The organism is Streptomyces sp. NPDC029159 (assembly GCF_055564055.1).
Genome location: NZ_JBVHWT010000005.1, coordinates 264,693 through 282,995, shown reverse-complemented (window position 1 = coordinate 282,995; position 18,303 = coordinate 264,693). Strand labels below are relative to the sequence as shown.

Annotated in this window: 18 protein-coding genes; 12 read left to right on the top strand and 6 right to left on the bottom strand. The window is 73.7% G+C overall.

Annotation, left to right across the window (positions count from 1 at the left end; translation table 11 throughout):
- Positions 1 to 21: 21 nt before the first annotated feature.
- From ACZ4U4_RS13525 to ACZ4U4_RS13515, 3 genes are all read right to left on the bottom strand, one after another.
- Positions 22 to 1,113, bottom strand: a complete 1,092-nt coding sequence (locus ACZ4U4_RS13525; RefSeq protein WP_467872730.1) for a threonine aldolase family protein — start codon at positions 1,111 to 1,113, stop codon at positions 22 to 24.
- The gene (locus ACZ4U4_RS13520; RefSeq protein ID WP_467872727.1) at positions 1,092 to 1,853 is read right to left on the bottom strand and encodes an SDR family NAD(P)-dependent oxidoreductase; all 762 of its coding nucleotides are present in this window, start codon (positions 1,851 to 1,853) and stop codon (positions 1,092 to 1,094) included. Before ACZ4U4_RS13520 ends, ACZ4U4_RS13525 begins: the two co-directional genes overlap by 22 nt.
- A 68-nt stretch (positions 1,854 to 1,921) precedes the next feature.
- Positions 1,922 to 3,319 carry a DUF6421 family protein gene (locus ACZ4U4_RS13515; protein WP_467872724.1) on the bottom strand — a complete coding sequence of 466 codons (1,398 nt, stop codon included), beginning with the start codon at positions 3,317 to 3,319 and terminating at the stop codon, positions 1,922 to 1,924.
- A gap of 597 nt (positions 3,320 to 3,916) precedes the next feature.
- Here ACZ4U4_RS13515 and ACZ4U4_RS13510 point away from each other — a divergent pair.
- From ACZ4U4_RS13510 to ACZ4U4_RS13495, 4 genes are all read left to right on the top strand, one after another.
- Positions 3,917 to 4,600, top strand: a complete 684-nt coding sequence (locus ACZ4U4_RS13510; protein ID WP_467872722.1) for a glycerophosphodiester phosphodiesterase — start codon at positions 3,917 to 3,919, stop codon at positions 4,598 to 4,600.
- Between the two features lie 196 nt (positions 4,601 to 4,796).
- Entirely contained in the window at positions 4,797 to 5,660 is an 864-nt protein-coding gene (locus ACZ4U4_RS13505) for an ABC transporter substrate-binding protein (RefSeq protein WP_467872720.1), read from the top strand.
- Entirely contained in the window at positions 5,657 to 6,544 is an 888-nt protein-coding gene (locus ACZ4U4_RS13500; protein ID WP_467872717.1) for an amino acid ABC transporter permease, read from the top strand. Before ACZ4U4_RS13505 ends, ACZ4U4_RS13500 begins: the two co-directional genes overlap by 4 nt.
- A complete protein-coding gene (locus ACZ4U4_RS13495; RefSeq protein WP_467872714.1) occupies positions 6,541 to 7,305 on the top strand; it encodes an amino acid ABC transporter ATP-binding protein in 765 nt (254 codons plus the stop codon). Before ACZ4U4_RS13500 ends, ACZ4U4_RS13495 begins: the two co-directional genes overlap by 4 nt.
- Before the next feature lie 53 nt (positions 7,306 to 7,358).
- Here ACZ4U4_RS13495 and ACZ4U4_RS13490 read toward each other — a convergent pair whose 3' ends face one another.
- Positions 7,359 to 7,892 (bottom strand): GNAT family N-acetyltransferase, encoded by a 534-nt coding sequence (locus ACZ4U4_RS13490; RefSeq protein ID WP_467872712.1) that lies wholly within the window; start codon positions 7,890 to 7,892, stop codon positions 7,359 to 7,361.
- Between the two features lie 186 nt (positions 7,893 to 8,078).
- Here ACZ4U4_RS13490 and ACZ4U4_RS13485 point away from each other — a divergent pair, with 186 nt between their 5' ends.
- From ACZ4U4_RS13485 to ACZ4U4_RS13465, 5 genes are all read left to right on the top strand, one after another.
- Positions 8,079 to 8,465: a VOC family protein gene (locus ACZ4U4_RS13485; protein ID WP_467872710.1), complete on the top strand. Its 387-nt coding sequence runs from the start codon at positions 8,079 to 8,081 to the stop codon at positions 8,463 to 8,465.
- Between the two features lie 153 nt (positions 8,466 to 8,618).
- Entirely contained in the window at positions 8,619 to 9,434 is an 816-nt protein-coding gene (locus ACZ4U4_RS13480) for a DUF5134 domain-containing protein (protein WP_467872707.1), read from the top strand.
- Between the two features lie 174 nt (positions 9,435 to 9,608).
- On the top strand, positions 9,609 to 10,544 hold the full coding sequence (locus ACZ4U4_RS13475) for a M56 family metallopeptidase (protein WP_467872705.1): 936 nt from the start codon (positions 9,609 to 9,611) through the stop codon (positions 10,542 to 10,544).
- 105 nt (positions 10,545 to 10,649) lie between these two features.
- Positions 10,650 to 11,372, top strand: a complete 723-nt coding sequence (locus tag ACZ4U4_RS13470) for a phosphatase PAP2 family protein (RefSeq protein ID WP_467872702.1) — start codon at positions 10,650 to 10,652, stop codon at positions 11,370 to 11,372.
- A gap of 76 nt (positions 11,373 to 11,448) precedes the next feature.
- Positions 11,449 to 12,147 carry an HAD family hydrolase gene (locus ACZ4U4_RS13465; protein WP_467872700.1) on the top strand — a complete coding sequence of 233 codons (699 nt, stop codon included), beginning with the start codon at positions 11,449 to 11,451 and terminating at the stop codon, positions 12,145 to 12,147.
- A 134-nt stretch (positions 12,148 to 12,281) separates the two neighbouring features.
- Here the strand turns inward: ACZ4U4_RS13465 and ACZ4U4_RS13460 are convergent, their stop codons facing one another.
- Positions 12,282 to 12,794, bottom strand: coding sequence for an HAD domain-containing protein (locus ACZ4U4_RS13460; RefSeq protein ID WP_467872698.1), 513 nt, complete (start codon positions 12,792 to 12,794; stop codon positions 12,282 to 12,284).
- A 512-nt stretch (positions 12,795 to 13,306) separates the two neighbouring features.
- On the opposite strand from ACZ4U4_RS13460, the gene ACZ4U4_RS13455 reads away from it, so the two are divergent.
- The 3 genes from ACZ4U4_RS13455 to ACZ4U4_RS13445 are packed head-to-tail and all read left to right on the top strand — an operon-like array spanning position 13,307 to position 16,732.
- A complete protein-coding gene (locus ACZ4U4_RS13455) occupies positions 13,307 to 13,972 on the top strand; it encodes a helix-turn-helix transcriptional regulator (RefSeq protein ID WP_467872695.1) in 666 nt (221 codons plus the stop codon).
- Positions 13,973 to 14,004: 32 nt separating this feature from the next.
- Complete coding sequence (locus tag ACZ4U4_RS13450) at positions 14,005 to 14,682, top strand: Pvc16 family protein (RefSeq protein ID WP_467872693.1); 678 nt, start codon at positions 14,005 to 14,007, stop codon at positions 14,680 to 14,682.
- The gene (locus ACZ4U4_RS13445; RefSeq protein WP_467872690.1) at positions 14,672 to 16,732 is read left to right on the top strand and encodes an ATP-binding protein; all 2,061 of its coding nucleotides are present in this window, start codon (positions 14,672 to 14,674) and stop codon (positions 16,730 to 16,732) included. The genes ACZ4U4_RS13450 and ACZ4U4_RS13445 overlap by 11 nt, the downstream gene beginning before the upstream one ends.
- 60 nt (positions 16,733 to 16,792) lie before the next feature.
- On the opposite strand, the gene ACZ4U4_RS13440 is transcribed toward ACZ4U4_RS13445, so the two are convergent.
- Positions 16,793 to 18,187, bottom strand: coding sequence for an RICIN domain-containing protein (locus ACZ4U4_RS13440; protein WP_467872688.1), 1,395 nt, complete (start codon positions 18,185 to 18,187; stop codon positions 16,793 to 16,795).
- Positions 18,188 to 18,303 lie beyond the last annotated feature (116 nt).

Here is an 18,303-nt window from a genome sequence, read left to right as displayed (position 1 = left end):
ATTCATCTATGCGGGGTGCCGTCAGGCGGCGCCGATCTCCTCGCGGAGGGCGGTGAGGAAGTGGTCGACGTCCTCTTCGGTGGTGTCGAAGGAGCACACCCAGCGCACCACACCGGCCGCCTCGTCCCAGAAGTAGAAGCGGTAGCGCTTCTGGAGGCGTTCGCTGACGGCGTGCGGCAGGCGGGCGAAGACCGCGTTGGCCTGCACGGGGTAGAGGATCTCCACCCCGGCGACCTCCCGGACGCCGGCCGCCAGGCGCTGCGCCATGGTGTTGGCGTGCCGGGCGTTGCGCAGCCACAGGTCCTTGGCGAGCAGCGCCTCCAACTGCACGGAGACGAAGCGCATCTTGGACGCCAGCTGCATCGACAGCTTCCGCAGATGCTTCATCCCGCGCACCGCGTCGGGGTTGAGGACGACGACCGCCTCACCGAAGACGGCGCCGTTCTTCGTGCCGCCCAGGGAGAGCAGGTCCACGCCCACCGCGTTGGTGAACGTCCGCATCGGCACGTCCAGCGACGCCGCGGCGTTGGCTATCCGCGAACCGTCGAGGTGCACCACCATGCCCAGATCGTGGGCGTGGTCGCAGATCGCCCGGATCTCGTCCGGGGTGTAGAGCGTGCCCAGTTCGGTGCTCTGGGTGATCGAGACGACCTGCGGCATGGCGCGGTGCTCGTCGTCCCAGCCGTACGCCTCGCGGTCGATCAGCTCGGGGGTGAGCTTGCCGTCCTCGGTCGGCACGGTCAGCAGTTTGAGGCCGCCGACGCGCTCCGGGGCGCCGCACTCGTCGACGTTGATGTGCGCCGATTCGGCGGCGATCACCGCGCCCCAGCGGTCGGTGACCGACTGGAGCGCGAGGACGTTGGCGCCGGTGCCGTTGAAGACGGGGAACGCCTCGGCCCGTTGCCCGAAGTGGCTGCGGATCACCCGCTGGAGGTGGGCGGTGTACTCGTCCTCGCCGTAGGAGACCTGATGACCGCCGTTGGCGAGGGCGAGGGCCGCGAGGACCTCCGGGTGCGCGCCCGCGTAGTTGTCGCTGGCGAAGCCGCGTACCTGGGTGTCGTGGTGCTGCCGGGCGTCGGTCTTGCCGCCGCTCACGGCTCGGGGGTCAGCCACAGACGCTTTCCATTCACTTCCCGGGCGGGCCGCCCCCACACCCCGGCGATGGCCTCGGCCAACTCCGTGACATCGGTGAAGCCCGCGAACTTGGCGTTCGGTCGCTCGGCACGCATCTGGTCGTTGACGAGCGCCTTGACGACCAGGATCGCAGCCGCGGCCCGAGGTCCTTCCTCGCCCCCCGCCTTGCGGAAGCCGTCGGCCAGCGCCAGCGTCCATGCCTCGGCCGCCGCCTTCGACGCGGCGTACGCGGCGTTCCCACCCGTGGGCTTGCTCGCCCCGGCGGCGCTGGTCAGCAGGTACCGGCCGTTCCCGGAGCGCTGGAGGGCCTCGTGGAAGGCGAGGGAAGTGTGCTGGACGGTGCGGATCAGGAGCTTGTGCAGCAGGTCCCAGTCGTGCAGGTCGGTCTCGCCGAAGGTCTTCGAACCGCGCCAGCCGCCGACCAGGTGGACGAGCCCGTCGACGCGGCCGAACTCCTTCTCCGTACGGTCGGCCCACTCCCGGGTCTGCTCCGGGTCGAGCAGATCGACCGTGTCACCGATGACCGTGGCACCGCCGTGGGCGTAGCGGGCGGCGTCGACCGCCTCGGCCAGCCGTCCGGCGTCCGCGTCACAGCCGACGACGGTGGCGCCCGCCTCGGCCAACCGCAGCAGGGTGGCCCGCCCGGCGGGGCCGCCGGCGCCCGCCACGGCGATGACCGCGCCCTCCAACGACCCCTGGCCGCCCGTCGAAGTACTCATCTCCGTCGCCTCCTCATCCTTCTGGACACCTGACTGACCTGCGGTTTCGGTGGTGGCGCGGCCCGCGGTCACGCCGCCGCCGGCATCTCGCGGCCGGCCGTGATGCCCTTGGTGGAAGCGATCACCGTACGCAGCTTCTTGGCGAGGGCCTCGTAGAACATGCTGAGCGGGAACTCGTCGGGCAGCACGTCGTCCACGAGCTTGCGCGGCGGCTGGTCGAGGTCGAGGGCGTCGGGCCCCTTCGCCCAGACCGATCCCGGGTGCGGGGCGAGGTAGGTCGAGACGAGGTCGTAGGCGGCGAACCAGTGGACCAGCTTGGGCCGGTCGATGCCGTCGCGGTAGAGCTGCTCGATCTCTCCGCAGAGCTGGTTGGTGACCTTCGGCGCCCGCTCCCAGTCGATGTGGAGAGTGTTGTCCGTCCAGCGTACGACGTCGTGCTTGTGGAGGTAGGCGAAGAGCAGCTGGCCGCCGAGGCCATCGTAGTTGCGGTGGCGGTCGCCGGTGACCGGGAAGCGGAACATCCGGTCGAAGATCACCGCGTACTGCACGTCGCGGCCCTGCCGGTACCCCTCGGCCTCCAGCTTCACGGCCTCGCGGAAGGCGGTGAGGTCACAGCGCAGCTCCTCCAGGCCGTACATCCAGAACGGCTGGCGCTGCTTGATCATGAACGGGTCGAACGGCAGGTCGCCGTGGCTGTGGGTGCGGTCGTGGACCATGTCCCACAGGACGAACGCCTGCTGGCAGCGGTCCTGGTCGGCGAGGAGGGCGCGGATGTCGTCGGGCAGCTCGATGCCGAGCGTGTCGACGGCCGCCTCGCTGACGCGGCGGAAGCGCGCGGCCTCGCGGTCGCAGAAGATGCCGCCCCAGCTGAACCGTTCGGGGGCCTCGCGCACCGCGATGGTCTCGGGGAAGAGGACCGCGGAGTTGGTGTCGTACCCGGCGGTGAAGTCCTCGAAGGTGATGCCGCAGAAGAGCGGGTTGTCGTAGCGGGTGCGCTCCAGCTCGGCCAGCCATTCGGGCCAGACCATGCGCAGGACGACGGCCTCGAAGTTGCGGTCCGGGTTGCCGTTCTGCGTGTACATCGGGAAGAGCACGAGGTGCTGGAGGCCGTCGGCGCGCTGCTGCGCGGGCTGGAAGGCCAGCAGGGAGTCGAGGAAGTCCGGCACGCCGAAGCCGTCGTCCGCCCAGCGGCGCAGGTCGGCGGCGAGGGCCTCGTGGTAGGCGGCGTCGTGCGGCAGCAGCGGGGTCAGCTCGCCGAGGGCGGCGATGATCGCGTCGACCTCGCGGCGAACCGCTTCCGCGGTGGGGGCGCCGTCGGCGGTCAGGTCGATCGAGCCGTCCTTGGACTGCCACGGCCGGATGGTCTCGACCGCGCGCTTCAGGGCGGGCCACGCCGGGTGTGCGGTCACCGGCTCCGTGGTCGAAGTGCCCGTCCGAGCACCCACGGGCGAAAGGATTTCCGTCATGACTGCCCTCCGGCGGTAGATCGTGTCGGTGCACCCACCGTAACCAGCCAAGGTCCTTTCACTCAAGAGGGGGAGGTGAAAATATTCCGCCGCAACCCCAAGATCACGAGGATTTTTCCTGTCGGTGCGAGATGGAACGACATGTTCTCGCCGGATCCGCCGCCCCGCGCCCCGGCGTGCGGGACGGCGTCAGCGCCGTGGGGACGCGCCCACGCGCGGGTGAGCGGGTTCGCGGACGGCCGGGGCGGACAGATACCCCTGAGCGGGCGCTCCGGGCCGGCGGCCGGGGGTTTCCGTCCGGTACGGGGCGCGGCGGGCGCCCTCCACGGCGGCCCGGCGGGCGGGGCGCGGGGGCGCCCGCCGGGGCGTGCGGTGGCCGGTCCGCGCCGCTTCCGGGGCCCGGCGGAGCCGTTAGGATGTGCGCCATTTCGTACGGCTTTGTGCCCGAGGTCGTGGTGTGCGGGGCGCCGGGCCGGGGCGGTGCGGGCCGTCGTCGGGGCCGGGTGCCCGGGGCGTTCCGGGGTACGGGGCCACGGCACCGCCGCACGGCGAGTTGCGACGTCAGAGCAGTACCGAGCCGACAGAAGCGAGGCAGCCTTGTCCTTTCTCACCATCGGGCACCGCGGAATGATGGGCGTGGAGCCGGAGAACACACTCCGGTCGTTCGTCCGGGCCGAGCGCGAAGGGCTCGACGTCGTCGAGCTGGATCTGCATCTGAGCAAGGACGGCGCGCTCGTGGTGATGCACGACGCGGACGTCTCGCGGACCACCGACGGCAGCGGGCCGATCGCCGAACAGACCCTCGCGGAGCTGCGCGCACTGGACGCCGGACGGGGCGAGCGGATCCCGGTGTTCGAGGAGGTCGTGGACGCGGTCCGGGCGCCGCTGCAGGCCGAGATCAAGGATGTGGCGGCGGCGCGGGCGCTCGCCGAGGTGCTGCGGGCCCGCGATCTGACCGGCCGGGTCGAGGTGATCTCCTTCCACGACGAGGCGCTGGCGGCCATCCGGTCGCTGGTCCCGGGCGTCCGCACCGCGCTGGTCGCCAGCCGGTACGGCCTGGACGTGGTCGACCGGGCGCTGGCGGTGGGCGCGCCGATGCTCTCGCTCAACATCCGCCGGCTGACCCTGGAGTTGGTGGAACGGGCCCATGCCGCGCAGCTGCGGGTGGTGGCGTGGACCGTCAACACCCACGACCAGCTGCGGCTGGCCCGCGGTCTGGGTCTCGACGGCGTGGTGACCGACCGGCCGGAGATCCGCCGGGCGGTGCGGTTCACGGCGTGATGCCGCCCGGGGCGGGCCGTTCGCCGCGCCGGTCGCGGGACGGCTCGCGCCGGGGCGCACTTCCGTGCGGCGCCCCCGCCCCGGCGCCTCCCCCGGACGAAATCCGCAGTTCACGGGCGTGCAATCTCGTTCCGGCATCCGGACGATTTCCGCGGTGATCTCGACAGATGACCTCCGGCCCTGTCACTCTCCCGCCATGCGCCTCGCCTTTCGCCCCGCTCTTCTCGCCGTGTGTGCCGCCGTGTTGGGGTCCGCCGCCGTCGGCTGCGCGCCGCAGGACGCGCCGTCCGACGCGGCGGGCGGGGCGGGTTGTGCGCCCGGCAAGCTGGCGACGGTGACGGCCGGGAAACTGACCGTCGGCACCGACAAGCCCGCGTACGCGCCGTGGTTCCAGGACGACGACCCGGCGAACGGCAAGGGCTTCGAATCGGCCGTCGCCTACGCGGTCGCCGAGCGGCTCGGCTATCCGCGCGCCGCGGTCGGCTGGCGGACCGTGCCGTTCAACAACGCCTTCGCGCCCGGTGAGAAGAAGTTCGACTTCGACATCAACCAGATCTCGATCAGCACCTCCCGCAAGCAGGCCGTCGCCTTCTCCTCCGGCTACTACGACGTACGGCAGGCGGTCGTGGCGCTCAAGGGGTCGAAGGCGGCGGGCGCGAAGAGCATCGCCGATCTCAAGAACGTACGGCTCGGCGCCCAGGTCGGCACCACCAGCCTCGATGTCATCAACGACACCGTCCGGCCCGCTCAACGGCCCGCGGTCTACCAGAAGAACGACTTCGCCAAGTCCGCGCTGAAGAACGGACAGGTGGACGCGATCCTCACCGATCTGCCGACCGCCTTCTACATCACCTCCACCGAGGTGAAGGACGCGAAGGTCGTCGGGCAGTTCGCGGACACCGGTGCGGACGGGGAGCAGTTCGGGCTGGTGCTCGACAAGGAGAGCCGGATCACCGGGTGCGTCCGGTCGGCGGTCGACGCGCTGCGGAAGGACGGCACGCTCGCCGCGCTGGAGAAGAAGTGGCTGGCCGACGCGGCCCATGCGCCGGTGCTGAAGTGAGCCTCGTCAAGGGCCCGTCGGCGGCTCCCCAGGACGACGGCTACGTCCCGTCCGCGCGGCGGCTGGCGCGGGAGCGGTACCGGAGGACCCGGGCCCGCCGCGCCGCCGCCGTCGCCACGGTGAGCACGCTGGTGACCGCCGCCGTGCTGTACGTGGTGATCACCGAATCGCCCGGCTGGCAGCGCACCCGCGAGACCTTCTTCAGCGCCGCGTACGCCCGCAAGGCGCTGCCCAAGGTGCTGGAGGGGCTGCTGCTCAACCTGGAACTGCTGGTGGTGTGCGGTGCGGCGGTGCTGGTCCTCGGGATGGCGCTGGCGGTGGCACGGACGCTGCGCGGTCCGGTGTTCTTCCCGCTGCGGGCTCTGGCCACCGCGTACACCGACTTCTTCCGCGGACTGCCGCTGATCATCTGCCTGTTGATGGTGGTCTTCGGCGTCCCGGCGCTGCGGCTGCAGGGCGTCACCACCGATCCGGTGCTGCTCGGCGGGGCGGCGCTGGTCCTGACGTACTCCGCGTACGTGGCGGAGGTCTTCCGCGCCGGCATCGAGTCGGTGCACCCCTCGCAGCGGGCCGCGGCGCGGTCGCTGGGGCTGTCGAGCGGGCAGGCGCTGCGGTTCGTGGTGCTGCCGCAGGCGGTACGCCGGGTGGTGCCGCCGCTGCTGAACGATCTGGTCTCGCTCCAGAAGGACACCGGTCTGGTGTCGATCGCCGGGGCGGTGGACGCGGTGTACGCGGCGCAGATCATCGCGGGCAAGGACTTCAACTACACGCCGTACGTGGTCGCCGGGCTGGTCTTCGTCGCCCTGACGATCCCGATGACGCGGCTGACGGACTGGGTGACGGCCCGGATGGACCGGCGCCGCGCCCAGGGAGGGATCGTATGAGCGGGCCGGATGCCGCGCCGGTGCTGCGGCTGGAGGCCGTCCGCAAGACGTACGGGCGGGGCACGGTGGTGCTGCGGGACGTCGATCTGGAGGTCGCGCCGCACACCGTCACGGCGCTGATCGGGGCGTCCGGCTCCGGCAAGTCGACGCTGCTGCGGTGCGCGAACCTGCTGGAGGAGATCGACGACGGGGCGATCTTCCTGGACGGCGAGGAGATCACCGATCCGCGCGCCGACGCGGACGCGGTGCGCCGCCGGATCGGTGTGGTCTTCCAGGCGTACAACCTCTTCCCGCACATGACGGTGCTCGACAACATCACGCTGGCGCCGCGCCGGGTGCACGGGGTGGCGCGGGGCGAGGCGGAGGCGCGCGCCCACGAGCTGCTGGAGCGGCTGGGGCTCGGCGGGCGGGCGGACGCCTATCCGGACCGGCTCAGCGGCGGGCAGCAGCAGCGCGTCGCCCTCGTCCGGGCGCTGGCCTGCCGCCCCCGGCTGCTGCTCCTCGACGAGATCACCGCGGCGCTCGACCCGGAGCTGGTGGGCGAGGTGCTGGAGGTGGTGCGCGGGCTGAAGGAGGAGGGCATGACGATGGTGCTCGCCACCCATGAGATGGGGTTCGCCCGGGACGTCGCCGACCAGGTGTGTTTCCTGGACGCCGGGGTGATCCGGGAGCGCGGCACCCCCGAGGAGCTGTTCGGGGCGCCGCGCGAGGCCCGCACCCGGCAGTTCCTGGAGCGGGTCGTCGGTACGGGGCGCTGGTAGGAGCCGCCCCGGGCCCGCCGGGCGGGCCCGCCGGGCGGGCCCGCCGGGCGGGCTCAGCCGAGCGGCTTGACCAGCAGTTCGAAGGCGAGGTCGGCGCGCTGCGGGATGCCGAACCGCTCGTCGCCGTAGGGGAACGGGCTCAGCTCGCCGGTGCGGCGGTAGCCACGCCGCTCGTACCAGGCGATCAGCTCCGTACGCTGCCGGATGACGGTCATCCGCATCTCTTCGGCGCCCCACTCCGCGTGGGCGGCGCGCTCCGCCTCGGCGATGATCACCTTGCCGAGGCCGCCGCCCTGGAGCGTCGGGCGGACCGCGAACATGCCGAAGTAGGCGTGGTCACCGCGGTTCTCCAGCTGGCAGCAGGCGATCGGCTCACCGTCGCGCTCCGCCACCAGCAGCCGGCTGCCCTCCTGGTGCACCACGGCGGCGACGCCCTCGGGGTCCGTGCGCTGGCCCTCCAGCAGATGCGCCTCGGTGGTCCAGCCCACCCGGCTCGCGTCGCCCCGGTACGCCGACTCGATCAGTGCGACGAGCGCGGGGATGTCGGCGTCGGTGGCGGAGCGGAAGACGAGTTCGCCGGTGGGCATGGTGCGGGGTTCCTCTCGGGCGGGCGGCAGGGCCGGGGCACATCGCGAGGCTAGCAAGGCGACACTCCGGCCGATCAGGGCCTTTCGCCCCGATGCCGGGCCGGACAAGTATCCACGGGCGCCCCGGCGCCCGGAACCCGCGCGCGGCGCCTCGCCGCACGCCCTCGGACGCGTAGGGTCCGGCACATGGTGCAGGTACTGAGCAGCAGGGTGCTGGTGCGGCCCGCGGACCCCGAGCGGTCGCGGGCGTTCTACGGCGGGACGCTGGGGCTGGAGATCTACCGGGAGTTCGGCACCGGCCCCGAGCGCGGCACGGTGTACTTCCTGGGCGGCGGCTTCCTGGAGGTGTCCGGCCGGTCGGACGGGCCGCCCGGCCGGACCCTTCAGCTGTGGCTCCAGGTGGCGGACGTGGCGGCGGCGCACGAGGCGCTGGCGGCGGGCGGGGTGGAGATCCTGCGGCCGCCGGTCCAGGAGCCGTGGGGCCTGATCGAGATGTGGATCGCCGATCCGGACGGCCATCGCTTCGTCCTGGTCGAGGTGCCCGCCGACCATCCCCTGCGCTACCGGCCCTGACCCGGGGCTCCGGGCCAGCTCCGGGCCACGGGTGACGCCCCTCCCCGGGGCGGCCGGTCCTGCGCCCCGCGCCTGCCCCCGTGCGCTCCCTTGCGCCCCCCGTGACCTGGGCATTCTCCGGCCGTACGGGATCGGTGTCCGGCCGGTGCGCGGATGTCCGCCGCCGTGCCGGGCCGGGGCGGGGAGGTCGGAGTGCACGGGCCGTCGCTGACGAGTTGGCTGCTGGTGGTGGTGTCTGCCGCGGCGGGCGGGTACTGCCTGTCGCGGGCGCGGCACGGGACGGCGGCGCAGCGGTCCCAGGCGCGCGGTCAGGCGCTGATGGGGCTGGCGATGGCGGTGATGGCGCTGCCCACCGCGGTGTTCGCCCCGCCGCCGTGGCTGGCGTGGGGGTACGCCGCGGTCTTCACCGCCGCGGCGGTGCGGGCCGTGTGGCTCCGCCACGCCCACCACGCGGTCGACTCGCTGGCGATGGTGTACATGGCGCTGGTGATGACCCCGCTCCTGGCGGCGGATCCGGCGATGACCGGTACGGCGCCGATGGCGATGCCGGGCGGCCACGGCGGCGCGATGGCCACGGAGCACGGCGGCATGGGCGGTCCGCCCCTGGTGACGGGCGCCCTGCTGGTCTACTACGCGGCGTCCGTCGTCCTTGCCGGGGTACGGCTGATACCGGGGGCGGGTGCGGCGGAGACGGGGGCGGTCGGGACGGTTCCTGCGGGTGCGGGTGCGGTGCCTGCGGCAGGCCCTGGTGCGCCGGTCCGCGGAGGCGCTGCCGGGCTGCCGGGAGGCGCCGCCGTCCGGCCGTCGGCGGATGCCTCCCCCGGCCTCCCGGAGGGCTCACCGGACGCTCTCCCGGAGGACATCGGCGGCCCCGCCCCCACGGTCCCCGTGCTCCGGCGCGCCGAGGCGTTCGGCGTCTGCCGGCTGGCGATGAGCCTCGGCATGCTGGTGATGCTGCTGTCGGTCTGACGCCCTCCCGGCCCGCGCGCCCGGGCGGTATGCCGGATCGGCGCACGGGGCAGTTCCGTGGACGGCGTCCGGGCCGGTGTCCGGGGGCGGTCCACACCTCCGGCCGGGGTGGCATACGTCACTTCCGGAACGCCGCCGTACCGCCCGCGAGCGGGGCGCTCATAGGCTGGCCGCATGATGGTCCCCCTCACGCTGATGATCCTCGGCGTGCTGGCCGCGTCCATGGCGCCGCGCCTGATGGCCCGTTCGGACTGGCCCGACCGCGAACCGGTGCTCGCCCTGTGGGTCTGGCAGTGCGTGGTCGCCGGTGTGCTGCTCTGCTGCGGACTGGCCATGGCGCTGAGCGCGGCCGCCGCATGGGACGCCGTCCGCGGCCCGGTGTTCGGCTTCGCGCCGCGCGTCGTCGTCGAGGCGTACGCGCTCAACGCCTATGGGCCGTGGGCCGGTTCGCTGGCGCTGCTGCTCGCCGGGGGCGCGGTGTGGACGGCGGTGGCGCTGACCCGTGAGGTGCGCGCCGCGCGGGCCCGGCGTCGGCAGCGCCGTGCGGATCTGCTGCGCCGGGTGCCGCTGCTGCCCGGCGAGGAGCGCTCGGGCGACCGCCTCGTCGTCCTGGAGAGCGACCGCCCCGAGGCGTGGTGGCTGCAGCGCAGCGCGCCCCAACTCGTCGTCACCACGGCCGCGTTGCGCCGACTGAAGGACCGTCAGCTCGATGCGCTGCTCGCCCATGAGCAGGGCCACGCCCGGGCCCGGCACGATCTGCTGCTGCACTGCGCCTCGGCGCTGGCGGCCGGTTTTCCGCAGGTCCCGGTGTTCGCCGCGTTCCGGGATCAGGTGCACCGGCTGGTCGAACTGGCCGCGGACGATGTGGCCTCGCGCCGCTTCGGACGGCTGACGACCGCGCTGGCGCTGGTCGGGATGAACGAGGACCGCGGGGTGTTCGGGCCGTGCCCCGAGCAGTTGGGGCAGGTCCCGCAGCGGGTGGACCGGCTGCTGGCGCCGGGTGTCCGCTTCTCCCCCGCCCGCCGGCTGCGGATCACCGCGTACGCGGCGCTGGTCCCGGCCGTCCCGCTGCTGATCACCTTCGTCCCGGGGCTGCACGCCCTGACCTGACTTGGCGCGCCGCCCTGCCGGGCCCGCAGGAGAGATGACGGGGCGTGGGCCGGGACTTCGGGGCGGGGCGTGGTGCCGGGCGGCGGTGTCCGCGAAGATCGGCGCATGGCCTCGTCAGAACGGCGCACGGCGCCGACGCCGCGCCCCCTCGGCTCCTCCCCGTCCCGGCCCCCGTCCCTGCGTACGCCGCTGGCCGTGCTCATCGGCTGTGCGGTGCCCGCCGCCGCCTTGACCGTGCTGGTCACGGCGGGCTGGGCGCCGCTCATCGGGCTCGACCGGAGCGTCGCGGGCACGCTCCACACCGCGGCGGTCGGCGCGCCCGGCTGGACCCACCTCAACCGGATCCTCACCGACTGGGTGTGGGACCCCTGGACGATGCGGGCCGTGCTGGCGGCGGCGGTCGTACTGCTGCTGCGTCGCGGTGCGTGGCTGCTCGGCGTCTGGGTGGCCGCCACCTCGCTCCTGGGCACCGCCCTCCAGCAGGGGCTGAAGGCAGCGGTGGACCGGGACCGTCCGGTGTGGCCCGACCCCGTCGACTCCGCGCACTACCAGTCCTTCCCGTCCGGGCACGCGCTGTCCGTCACGGTCGCGGGCGGTCTGCTGCTCTGGTTGCTGCACCGGCACGCGCCCCGCCCGGCCCGGTGGCGGGCGGCCGTCGCGGTGGTGGCGGTGTCGATGACCGGCGTCGGTTTCACCCGGGTGTTCCTGGGGGTGCACTGGCTGTCGGACATCGTCGGCGGCTGGCTGTTCGGCGCCACGGTGGTCGCGGCGGCGGTGACGGCCCACCGGGCGTACGAGCGGCGGCGCACGGCCGGGCGGCAGGCGTGAGCGGCGGCCCGGCCGGGTGCGTACGGGCGCGGTCGGGCCCATGGCGTACGGCAGCCGGATCACCGACGATGGCGGCATGACGGTGACCAAGGGTGTGCTGTTCGACTTCTCCGGGACGCTGCTGCGGATCGAACCGGCGGAGAGCTGGCTGCGCGGCGCGTTGGCGGAGACCGGGGCCGCGCTGGACGAGGCCACGCTGGGTGACACGGCCGCGGCGCTGGAGCGGGCCGGGGCGCTGCCCGGCGGCGCCGCGCCCGAGTCGGTCCCGCCGGAGCTGGCCGGGATGTGGGCGGAGCGGGACCGCGAACCCCGCCACCACCGCGAGGTCTACACCGCGCTGGCCCGCCGGGTGCCGCTGCCCTCCCCCGCGCTGCCGGAGGCGCTGTACGCGCGCCATATGCGCCCCGAGGCGTGGTGGCCGTACCCCGACGCGGTGGAGGTGCTGGCCGAACTGCGCGGCCGTGGGCTGCGGTTGGGGCTGGTCAGCAACATCGGCTGGGATCTGCGGCCGGTGCTGCGCGCGCACGGTCTGGCGCCGTATCTGGACTGCACCGTCCTGTCGTACGAGCACCGGATGACCAAGCCCGATCCGCGGCTCTTCACCGTCGCCTGCCGGGAGTTGGGGGTCGCGCCGGAGGAGGTGCTGATGGTCGGCGACGACCGGCGGGCGGACGGCGGCGCGACGGCGGTGGGTTGCCGCTATCTGCCGGTCGCCCCGCTGCCGGTGGACCGGCGTCCGGACGGGCTGCGGGCCGTGCTGGGCCTGGTGGGCTGAGCGGAGGGGCGGGGGCGGGGTGGCCGGGAGCGGCGCCGCAGCGCAGGCCGGGGCCGAGGCACGAGGCCGGGGCCGCCCGGCACCTCACGGATCCGCACCCGGATCTGCCCCCGGCATCCCACCGGGGCGCGACCTCACCGCCCCCTCCCCCACGCCCGCAGCACCTCGAAGTCGTCCGCGAGCAGTCCCACCGTCGGGTCGATGCACCGCAGCAGGACCTGGCCCCGGTGGTTGCGGGTGATCCAGGAGCGGTCCGGTCCGCCGATCTCGTCGTCGACCCAGGCGAACGCGCGGCCGGCGGCGACGGCGACCAGGCGGCGGGTCTTCCAGTGCACGCCGTCGGGGGCGCGGTGCGGGGGCCGGGGCCAGTCCACGTACGGGAGGGCGGGGAGGCCCAGGACGGGGGCTATCCAGATGTTCGCCTCGGGGCCCCAGGTGCTGGCCCACACCAGGCGGTAGCCGAGGCTCAGGAGCAGCGGGCCGTGCCGGGGGTCGAGACGTACCGGCAGCGGCGGGTGCGGCTCCTCCCAGCCGGTGGGGCGCATCGGCAGGGTGGTGTATCCGGCCGGGGCCCGCCCGACGGGTGCCCGCCACGGGTTGAGCGGGCCGTCGACGTCGAGGAAGAGGATCGGGCGCGGGTCGGTCACCCGTCCGATGCTCCTCCCCCGGCCGGGTGGACGCGAGCGCTCCGCCGGGCCCGGCCGCCCCGGGCGCGGGGCGTGGCGAGGCGGGGAATTCCCGGCCGGTTCACCGAATAGCCGTAAAGTTGAAGCAAAAGTCCCGGTGCCGGTATCCCGGTGAGCGCGGCCGCATTTTTTTGGGAATTACCATTCCGCCACCGAGTCGGAACCACATCCACACCTCTCGCCGCAATACCCCGCGCGACACGTGCACGATTCGCCAGATGGCCGATTTCCGCCCGGTGAGCAACGGCCGCCACCCCCTCCAGTACCGCCAAGACCTGCGAAAACGCGATTGGTTCACCGTTTTCCGAACTTTTTCCTCGACAACTCCGTCACAGCTGGATCGCGCACGCAACCTCCCTCGTCCGCACCGCCATCTGAGTCCACATCAAGTGATGTCATAGTGAGGAAACGGATCGGCCGCTGCGGAAATCTCTCCGCTCCGGTGCGGCGATCGGTAGGGGGAGGACACCAAATTGCGCGGCTCATTCAGAACAGCCGTGGAGGAACCCGCAGAGCGCATTCCCGTCGTGGTACACGCACCGGATCCCATCTCCCGGGAAGGGACCATCAGCCAGCTGCGCGGCCATGCCGTGATCGACCTCGTCGACGAGGCGACCGCCCAGCAGTCGGGCGGCGTCGCGGTGCTGCTCACCGAGTCCCTCGACGAGACCATGCTCGGCTGGCTGCGGCGGCTGGTGCGCAGCGACGGGATGCACGCCGTGCTCGTCGTCAGCCTGATCCGTGAAGCGGAGCTGCTGGACATCATCGAATGCGGTGTCGGCGCCATCGTCTGGCGCCGCGAGGCCACCGGCAACCGCCTCCGGCAGGCGGTCGTCGCCGCCTCCCGGGGCGACGGCGACCTCCCCGCCGATCTGCTCGGACGGCTGCTCAGCCAGGTCGGCTCGCTCCGCCCGGGCACGCTCGGCGTCCCGGGCGTGCGCCCCTCGGGGCTCTCCCAGCGCGAGGTCGACGCACTGCGGCTGGTCGCGGAGGGCATGGACACCAACGAGATCGCCCGGAAGCTGGCGTACTCCGAGCGGACCGTCAAGAACATCATGCAGGGGCTGACGACCCGTCTGAACCTGCGCAACCGCGCACACGCCGTGGCCTACGCGCTGCGCGAGGGCTACATCTCGTGAGGGCCGTACGCGGCCGACTGGAGCGACACTGAATGATCCACGAAGTGGACGAGGTCATCGAGGGGCTGCTGACCGGCGGCGTACTCGCCGGCACCGGCATCGAGATCGCCTTCGACGCCCCGACCCGCACCTGGGCGTCCCGGCGCAACTCCCCCACGCTGAACGCCTATCTGTACGACATCCGCGAGGACACCGCGCGGCGTGAGGGCGGCACCATACCGGTGCGCGACGAGCGCGGCGCCGTGGTGCGCAGGCGCCGTCCGCCGCGCTGGTTCCGGCTGTCGTACCTGGTCACCGCCTGGACGAAGCGGCCGCAGGACGAACACCGGCTGCTGTCCGCGGCACTCGCCTCCCTCCTCCCCCACGAGCTGCTGGCGCCCCCGCAACTGCCGGGTCCGCTGGGCGCGCTCGGGCTGAGCGTGCCGCTCGTCGTCGGCGCCACGCCGGGCGACGCCCGCTCCCGCGCCGAACTCTTCTCCGCGCTCGGCGGCGAACTCAAGCCCTCCGTCGACCTGATGCTGACCGTGCCGTTCCCGGGCTTCCCCGAGTACGACGCCGGGCCGCCGGTCACCGAGGGCGCGGTGGTCTCCGCCCGGGAGCTGGACGGCCCCCTCGCCGACGAGCCCCGCGCACACCAGGAGCGGCACCTCAAGGGCGTGGCCCGGCCCGCGTCCGCCGCCGACACCGCGGAGGCACCCGGTGAGCGGTGACGCGCCCGCCGCCGCGCAGCCGCTGGCCGACCGGCTGGCCGCGCTGCGTGAGCGGGTCGCCGCGCTGGTCGCCCGGCGCGGCGCGGACGACCCGACGGCCGACGACCCGCTGCGCGGCCTGTACCTCTCCGACGACGCGGTACGCCACCGGCTGCGCGGCGGGGCCGAGGCCGGGGGCCCGCCGCCCGAGGGGTGGGACGGGCCGGAGCCTCCGGAGGGCGCCGTGGTGCCCGGCGACCGGCTGGGGCCGCTCGCCCGGCGGCTCGGGCTGACCCCGCTGGACTCCACCGTCCTGCTCATCGCCCTCGCCCCCGACCTCGACCGGGACTTCGAGCCGCTGTACGGCTACCTCAACGACGACGTCAGCCGGCGCCGCGCCACCACGGGGCTCGCCCTCGACCTGTGCGGACTGCTCGCCCCGGACGGCGCGGGCGCCGCGGCGCGGGCCCGCTTCCACCCGTCGGCGCCGCTGTCCGCGTACGGCCTGCTGCACGTCGAGGAGGCCGACCGCCCGTTCCTCGGCCGCTCGCTCCGCGTCCCGGACCGGGTGGCCGCGCACCTGCTGGGCGACGACACCCCGGACGCCGCGCTCGCCGGGTACGTCACGGAGCTGCCCGGCGCCCCGGCGGACGCACCGGCGGACCCGGCCGACCGGCTCGGTGCGCTGCTCGCGGCGGGCCCCGCCACCGTCTACCTGCGGGAGCACCGCGAGGGCGACGGATCGGCCCGCGCGGTGGCCGCGCTGCGCGCCGCGGGCCGGGCGGCGCTGCACTTCACGCCACCCGCCCGGCCGCGGCGCCCCGACGACGGCACGGCGGAGGTGGCGCCGGACGACCGGGGCCCGGTGGCGGCCCTGCTGCGCGAGGCCCGGCTGCGCGACTGCGCGGTCGTCGTCGCCCCGCTGCCGGACGAACCGGCTCCGCTGATCCGGGCGTTGGCGGCCGATGACGTGTCGGTGCTGCTGTGCGGGACACGGCCGTACGACCCGATGTGGTGCGCCCGTGATCCGCTGGTGCTGGAGGCGCCGCGGACCCGGGCGGGCGCGGCGGACACCTGGGAGGCGGCGCTCGGCGCGGACGCCGCCACGCCCGGCCTCGACCTGGCGGCGACGGTCGCCCCGTACCGCCTCGACGGGGAGCGGATCCGGCGGGCCGCCCGCTCCGCGCTGGCCCTGGCGGCGCTGGAGGGCACCGCGCTGACCGCCGCGCATCTGCGGCACGCCGCCCGGCAGCAGTCGGCGTCCGGTCTGGAGCGGCACGCCCGGCGGGTCCGCCCGGACGTCGGCTGGGCCGATCTGGTGCTGCCGGACGGGCCGCTGGGACAGCTGCGGGAGCTGGCGCTCCGCTCCCGCCACCGCGACCGGGTCCTCGGCGACTGGCGGCTGAGCGCCGGCGGCGGTCGGGGCCGGGGTGTGCTGGCGCTGTTCGCCGGGGACTCCGGGACCGGTAAGACGCTGTCCGCGGAGGTGGTCGCCGCCGACCTCGGCCTCGATCTCTACGTCGTGCAACTCTCCTCCGTCGTCGACAAGTTCGTCGGTGAGACGGAGAAGAACCTGGAGCGGATCTTCACCGAGGCGGACCGCACCGACGCGGTGCTGCTCTTCGACGAGGCCGACGCCGTCTTCGGCAAGCGGTCCGAGGTGAAGGACGCACACGACCGGTACGCCAACATGGAGAGCGCCTACCTGTTGCAGCGGCTGGAGGCGTTCGACGGCATCGCGGTGCTGACCACCAATCTGCGGGCCAACATCGACGACGCGTTCACCCGGCGGCTGGATCTGGTCGTCGACTTCCCGTTCCCCGACGCGGAGCAACGGCTGGCGCTGTGGCGGCACAGCCTGGCGCACGTGCCGTGCGCGGAGGGGATCGATCCGGGGCCGTGCGCCCGGGAGTTCGAGCTGTCCGGCGGTTCGATCCGCAGCGCGGTGGTCACCGCCGCGTACGCCGCCGCCGGGCGCGGCGGGCCGGTGACCGGCGCGGATCTGCTGACCGGCGCCCGCCGCGAGTACCGCAAGGGCGGACGGCTGGTGCTGGACGACGCCGGCTGGTGACCGGACGGCTCCCGGGCCGGTGGGGTCACCGGCCCGGGCGCCGCGGGCCGCTCGGGCCCGCTACTTCTCGATGAGCCAGCCCTGGTCGTCCTCGTCGGTGCAGTTGGCGAGCGTCAGCGCGGTCGCGTCCTTCAGATCCTCGCCCCGGGCGTAGTAGCCCTTCACGTCCAGGCAGTAGTTGTTGCTGGTCGCGTTGCGGATCCAGATCTGTCCGGTCGCCTGCCGCCGGTCCAGCCACCACACCTGGTTGCCGTCCTTGCGGCGGGTGCAGTTGGACTCCTGGATCAGCGAGGTGTTCGGCGCCGGAACGGGGCCCCGCACGTCGAGGCAGTGGTTGGCGCGGAGGTTACGGACCTGGAAGAGGTCCTTCCCGTTGGGCCCCGCGCCCTTCCCCTGCGGCAGCAGTTCGAAGCTCCACCGCTGGTTGTCCTCGGTGGGCGAGCCGTTGCAGCCGAACTGCATGACGGTGTGTCCCAGTTCGCCCTCGCCGTAGCCGGTGAGGTCGACGCACTTGTGCGTCGCGCCGTTGCGCAGCAGGACGTTGTGCAGATGCGCGTACGGGTCCGGCTTCGGCTTGTTGTTCCCGCCCCCGCCCTTCCCGCCGCCGTCGTCCTTCGGCGCCTCCGACGTCTGCTGCGGTGTCGGTTGCTGGGCGGGCGCCGACGGCTGGATGGTGTGCGCCGTCTGGCCGGGCGTCTTGTCCGTGGCCTTGGTGGCCACGTCCGGCTTGTACGTCAGCCAGATCATCACGAACGCGATGGCCAGCCCCAGCAGCAGGCTGAACAGCACCCCGAGCCAGCGCGGCAGCAGCCCCGGCTGGACGTACGTACCGCGCACCGGCAGCGGTTCGGCGCCGGAGCGCTGCACCGACAGTGTGTAGGGCCGGGACTGTTTGGCGCCCGCCCAGATGATCTGCCGCGGCTTGAGCGTGGTCTTCAAGAACGCCGCCCGCCCCGGCTCGACCTGCACGTTCGCCGGGTTGATCTCGTACGACAGCTGATCGCTGTTGTCGTGGCCGGTGACGGACGCGGTGAGCTTGACGTTGCCGAGGTTGTCGATGGCGAGCCGGGGACGGCCGCGGAACCGGCCGGTGACGTTGGTGGGGACGAGTTCGGCGCGGACCTCGCTGAACGGGGTGACGGTGACGTTGCCCTCGGGAACGGTGGTGGCCTCGGGGAACTCCGTCGGGATGATCTGGACACCGTAGGGGTGCGGACCGGCGGCGGCGTCGGGGGTGCGGGGCGGAGCGAACGTCAGCTCCACCGTGCCCGTGGTGCCCGGGTAGAGCCGGAGGGTCGCGGGCTCGACGGTCGTCCAAGGTGCCAGATCGCCCACCGGGACGCAGCGGTATTCGTCGACGACGTCGCCGGTGTTGCGCAGCCGCAGCCGCACGGTGGTGCTGCCGCCCGGGTCCACGGTGGTCGAGGCGGGTTCGAGAGAGGTCCACAGGCTCATACGGCGACCGTATGGCGGGGCCGGGGGGCGTGTCGCAGGACTGGGGGCAGGGTCGGGTGCCCCTAGGGACCGGGCCTGCTGCCCTCGGGGCCCGCACGGGCTGCACCCGGGCCCCC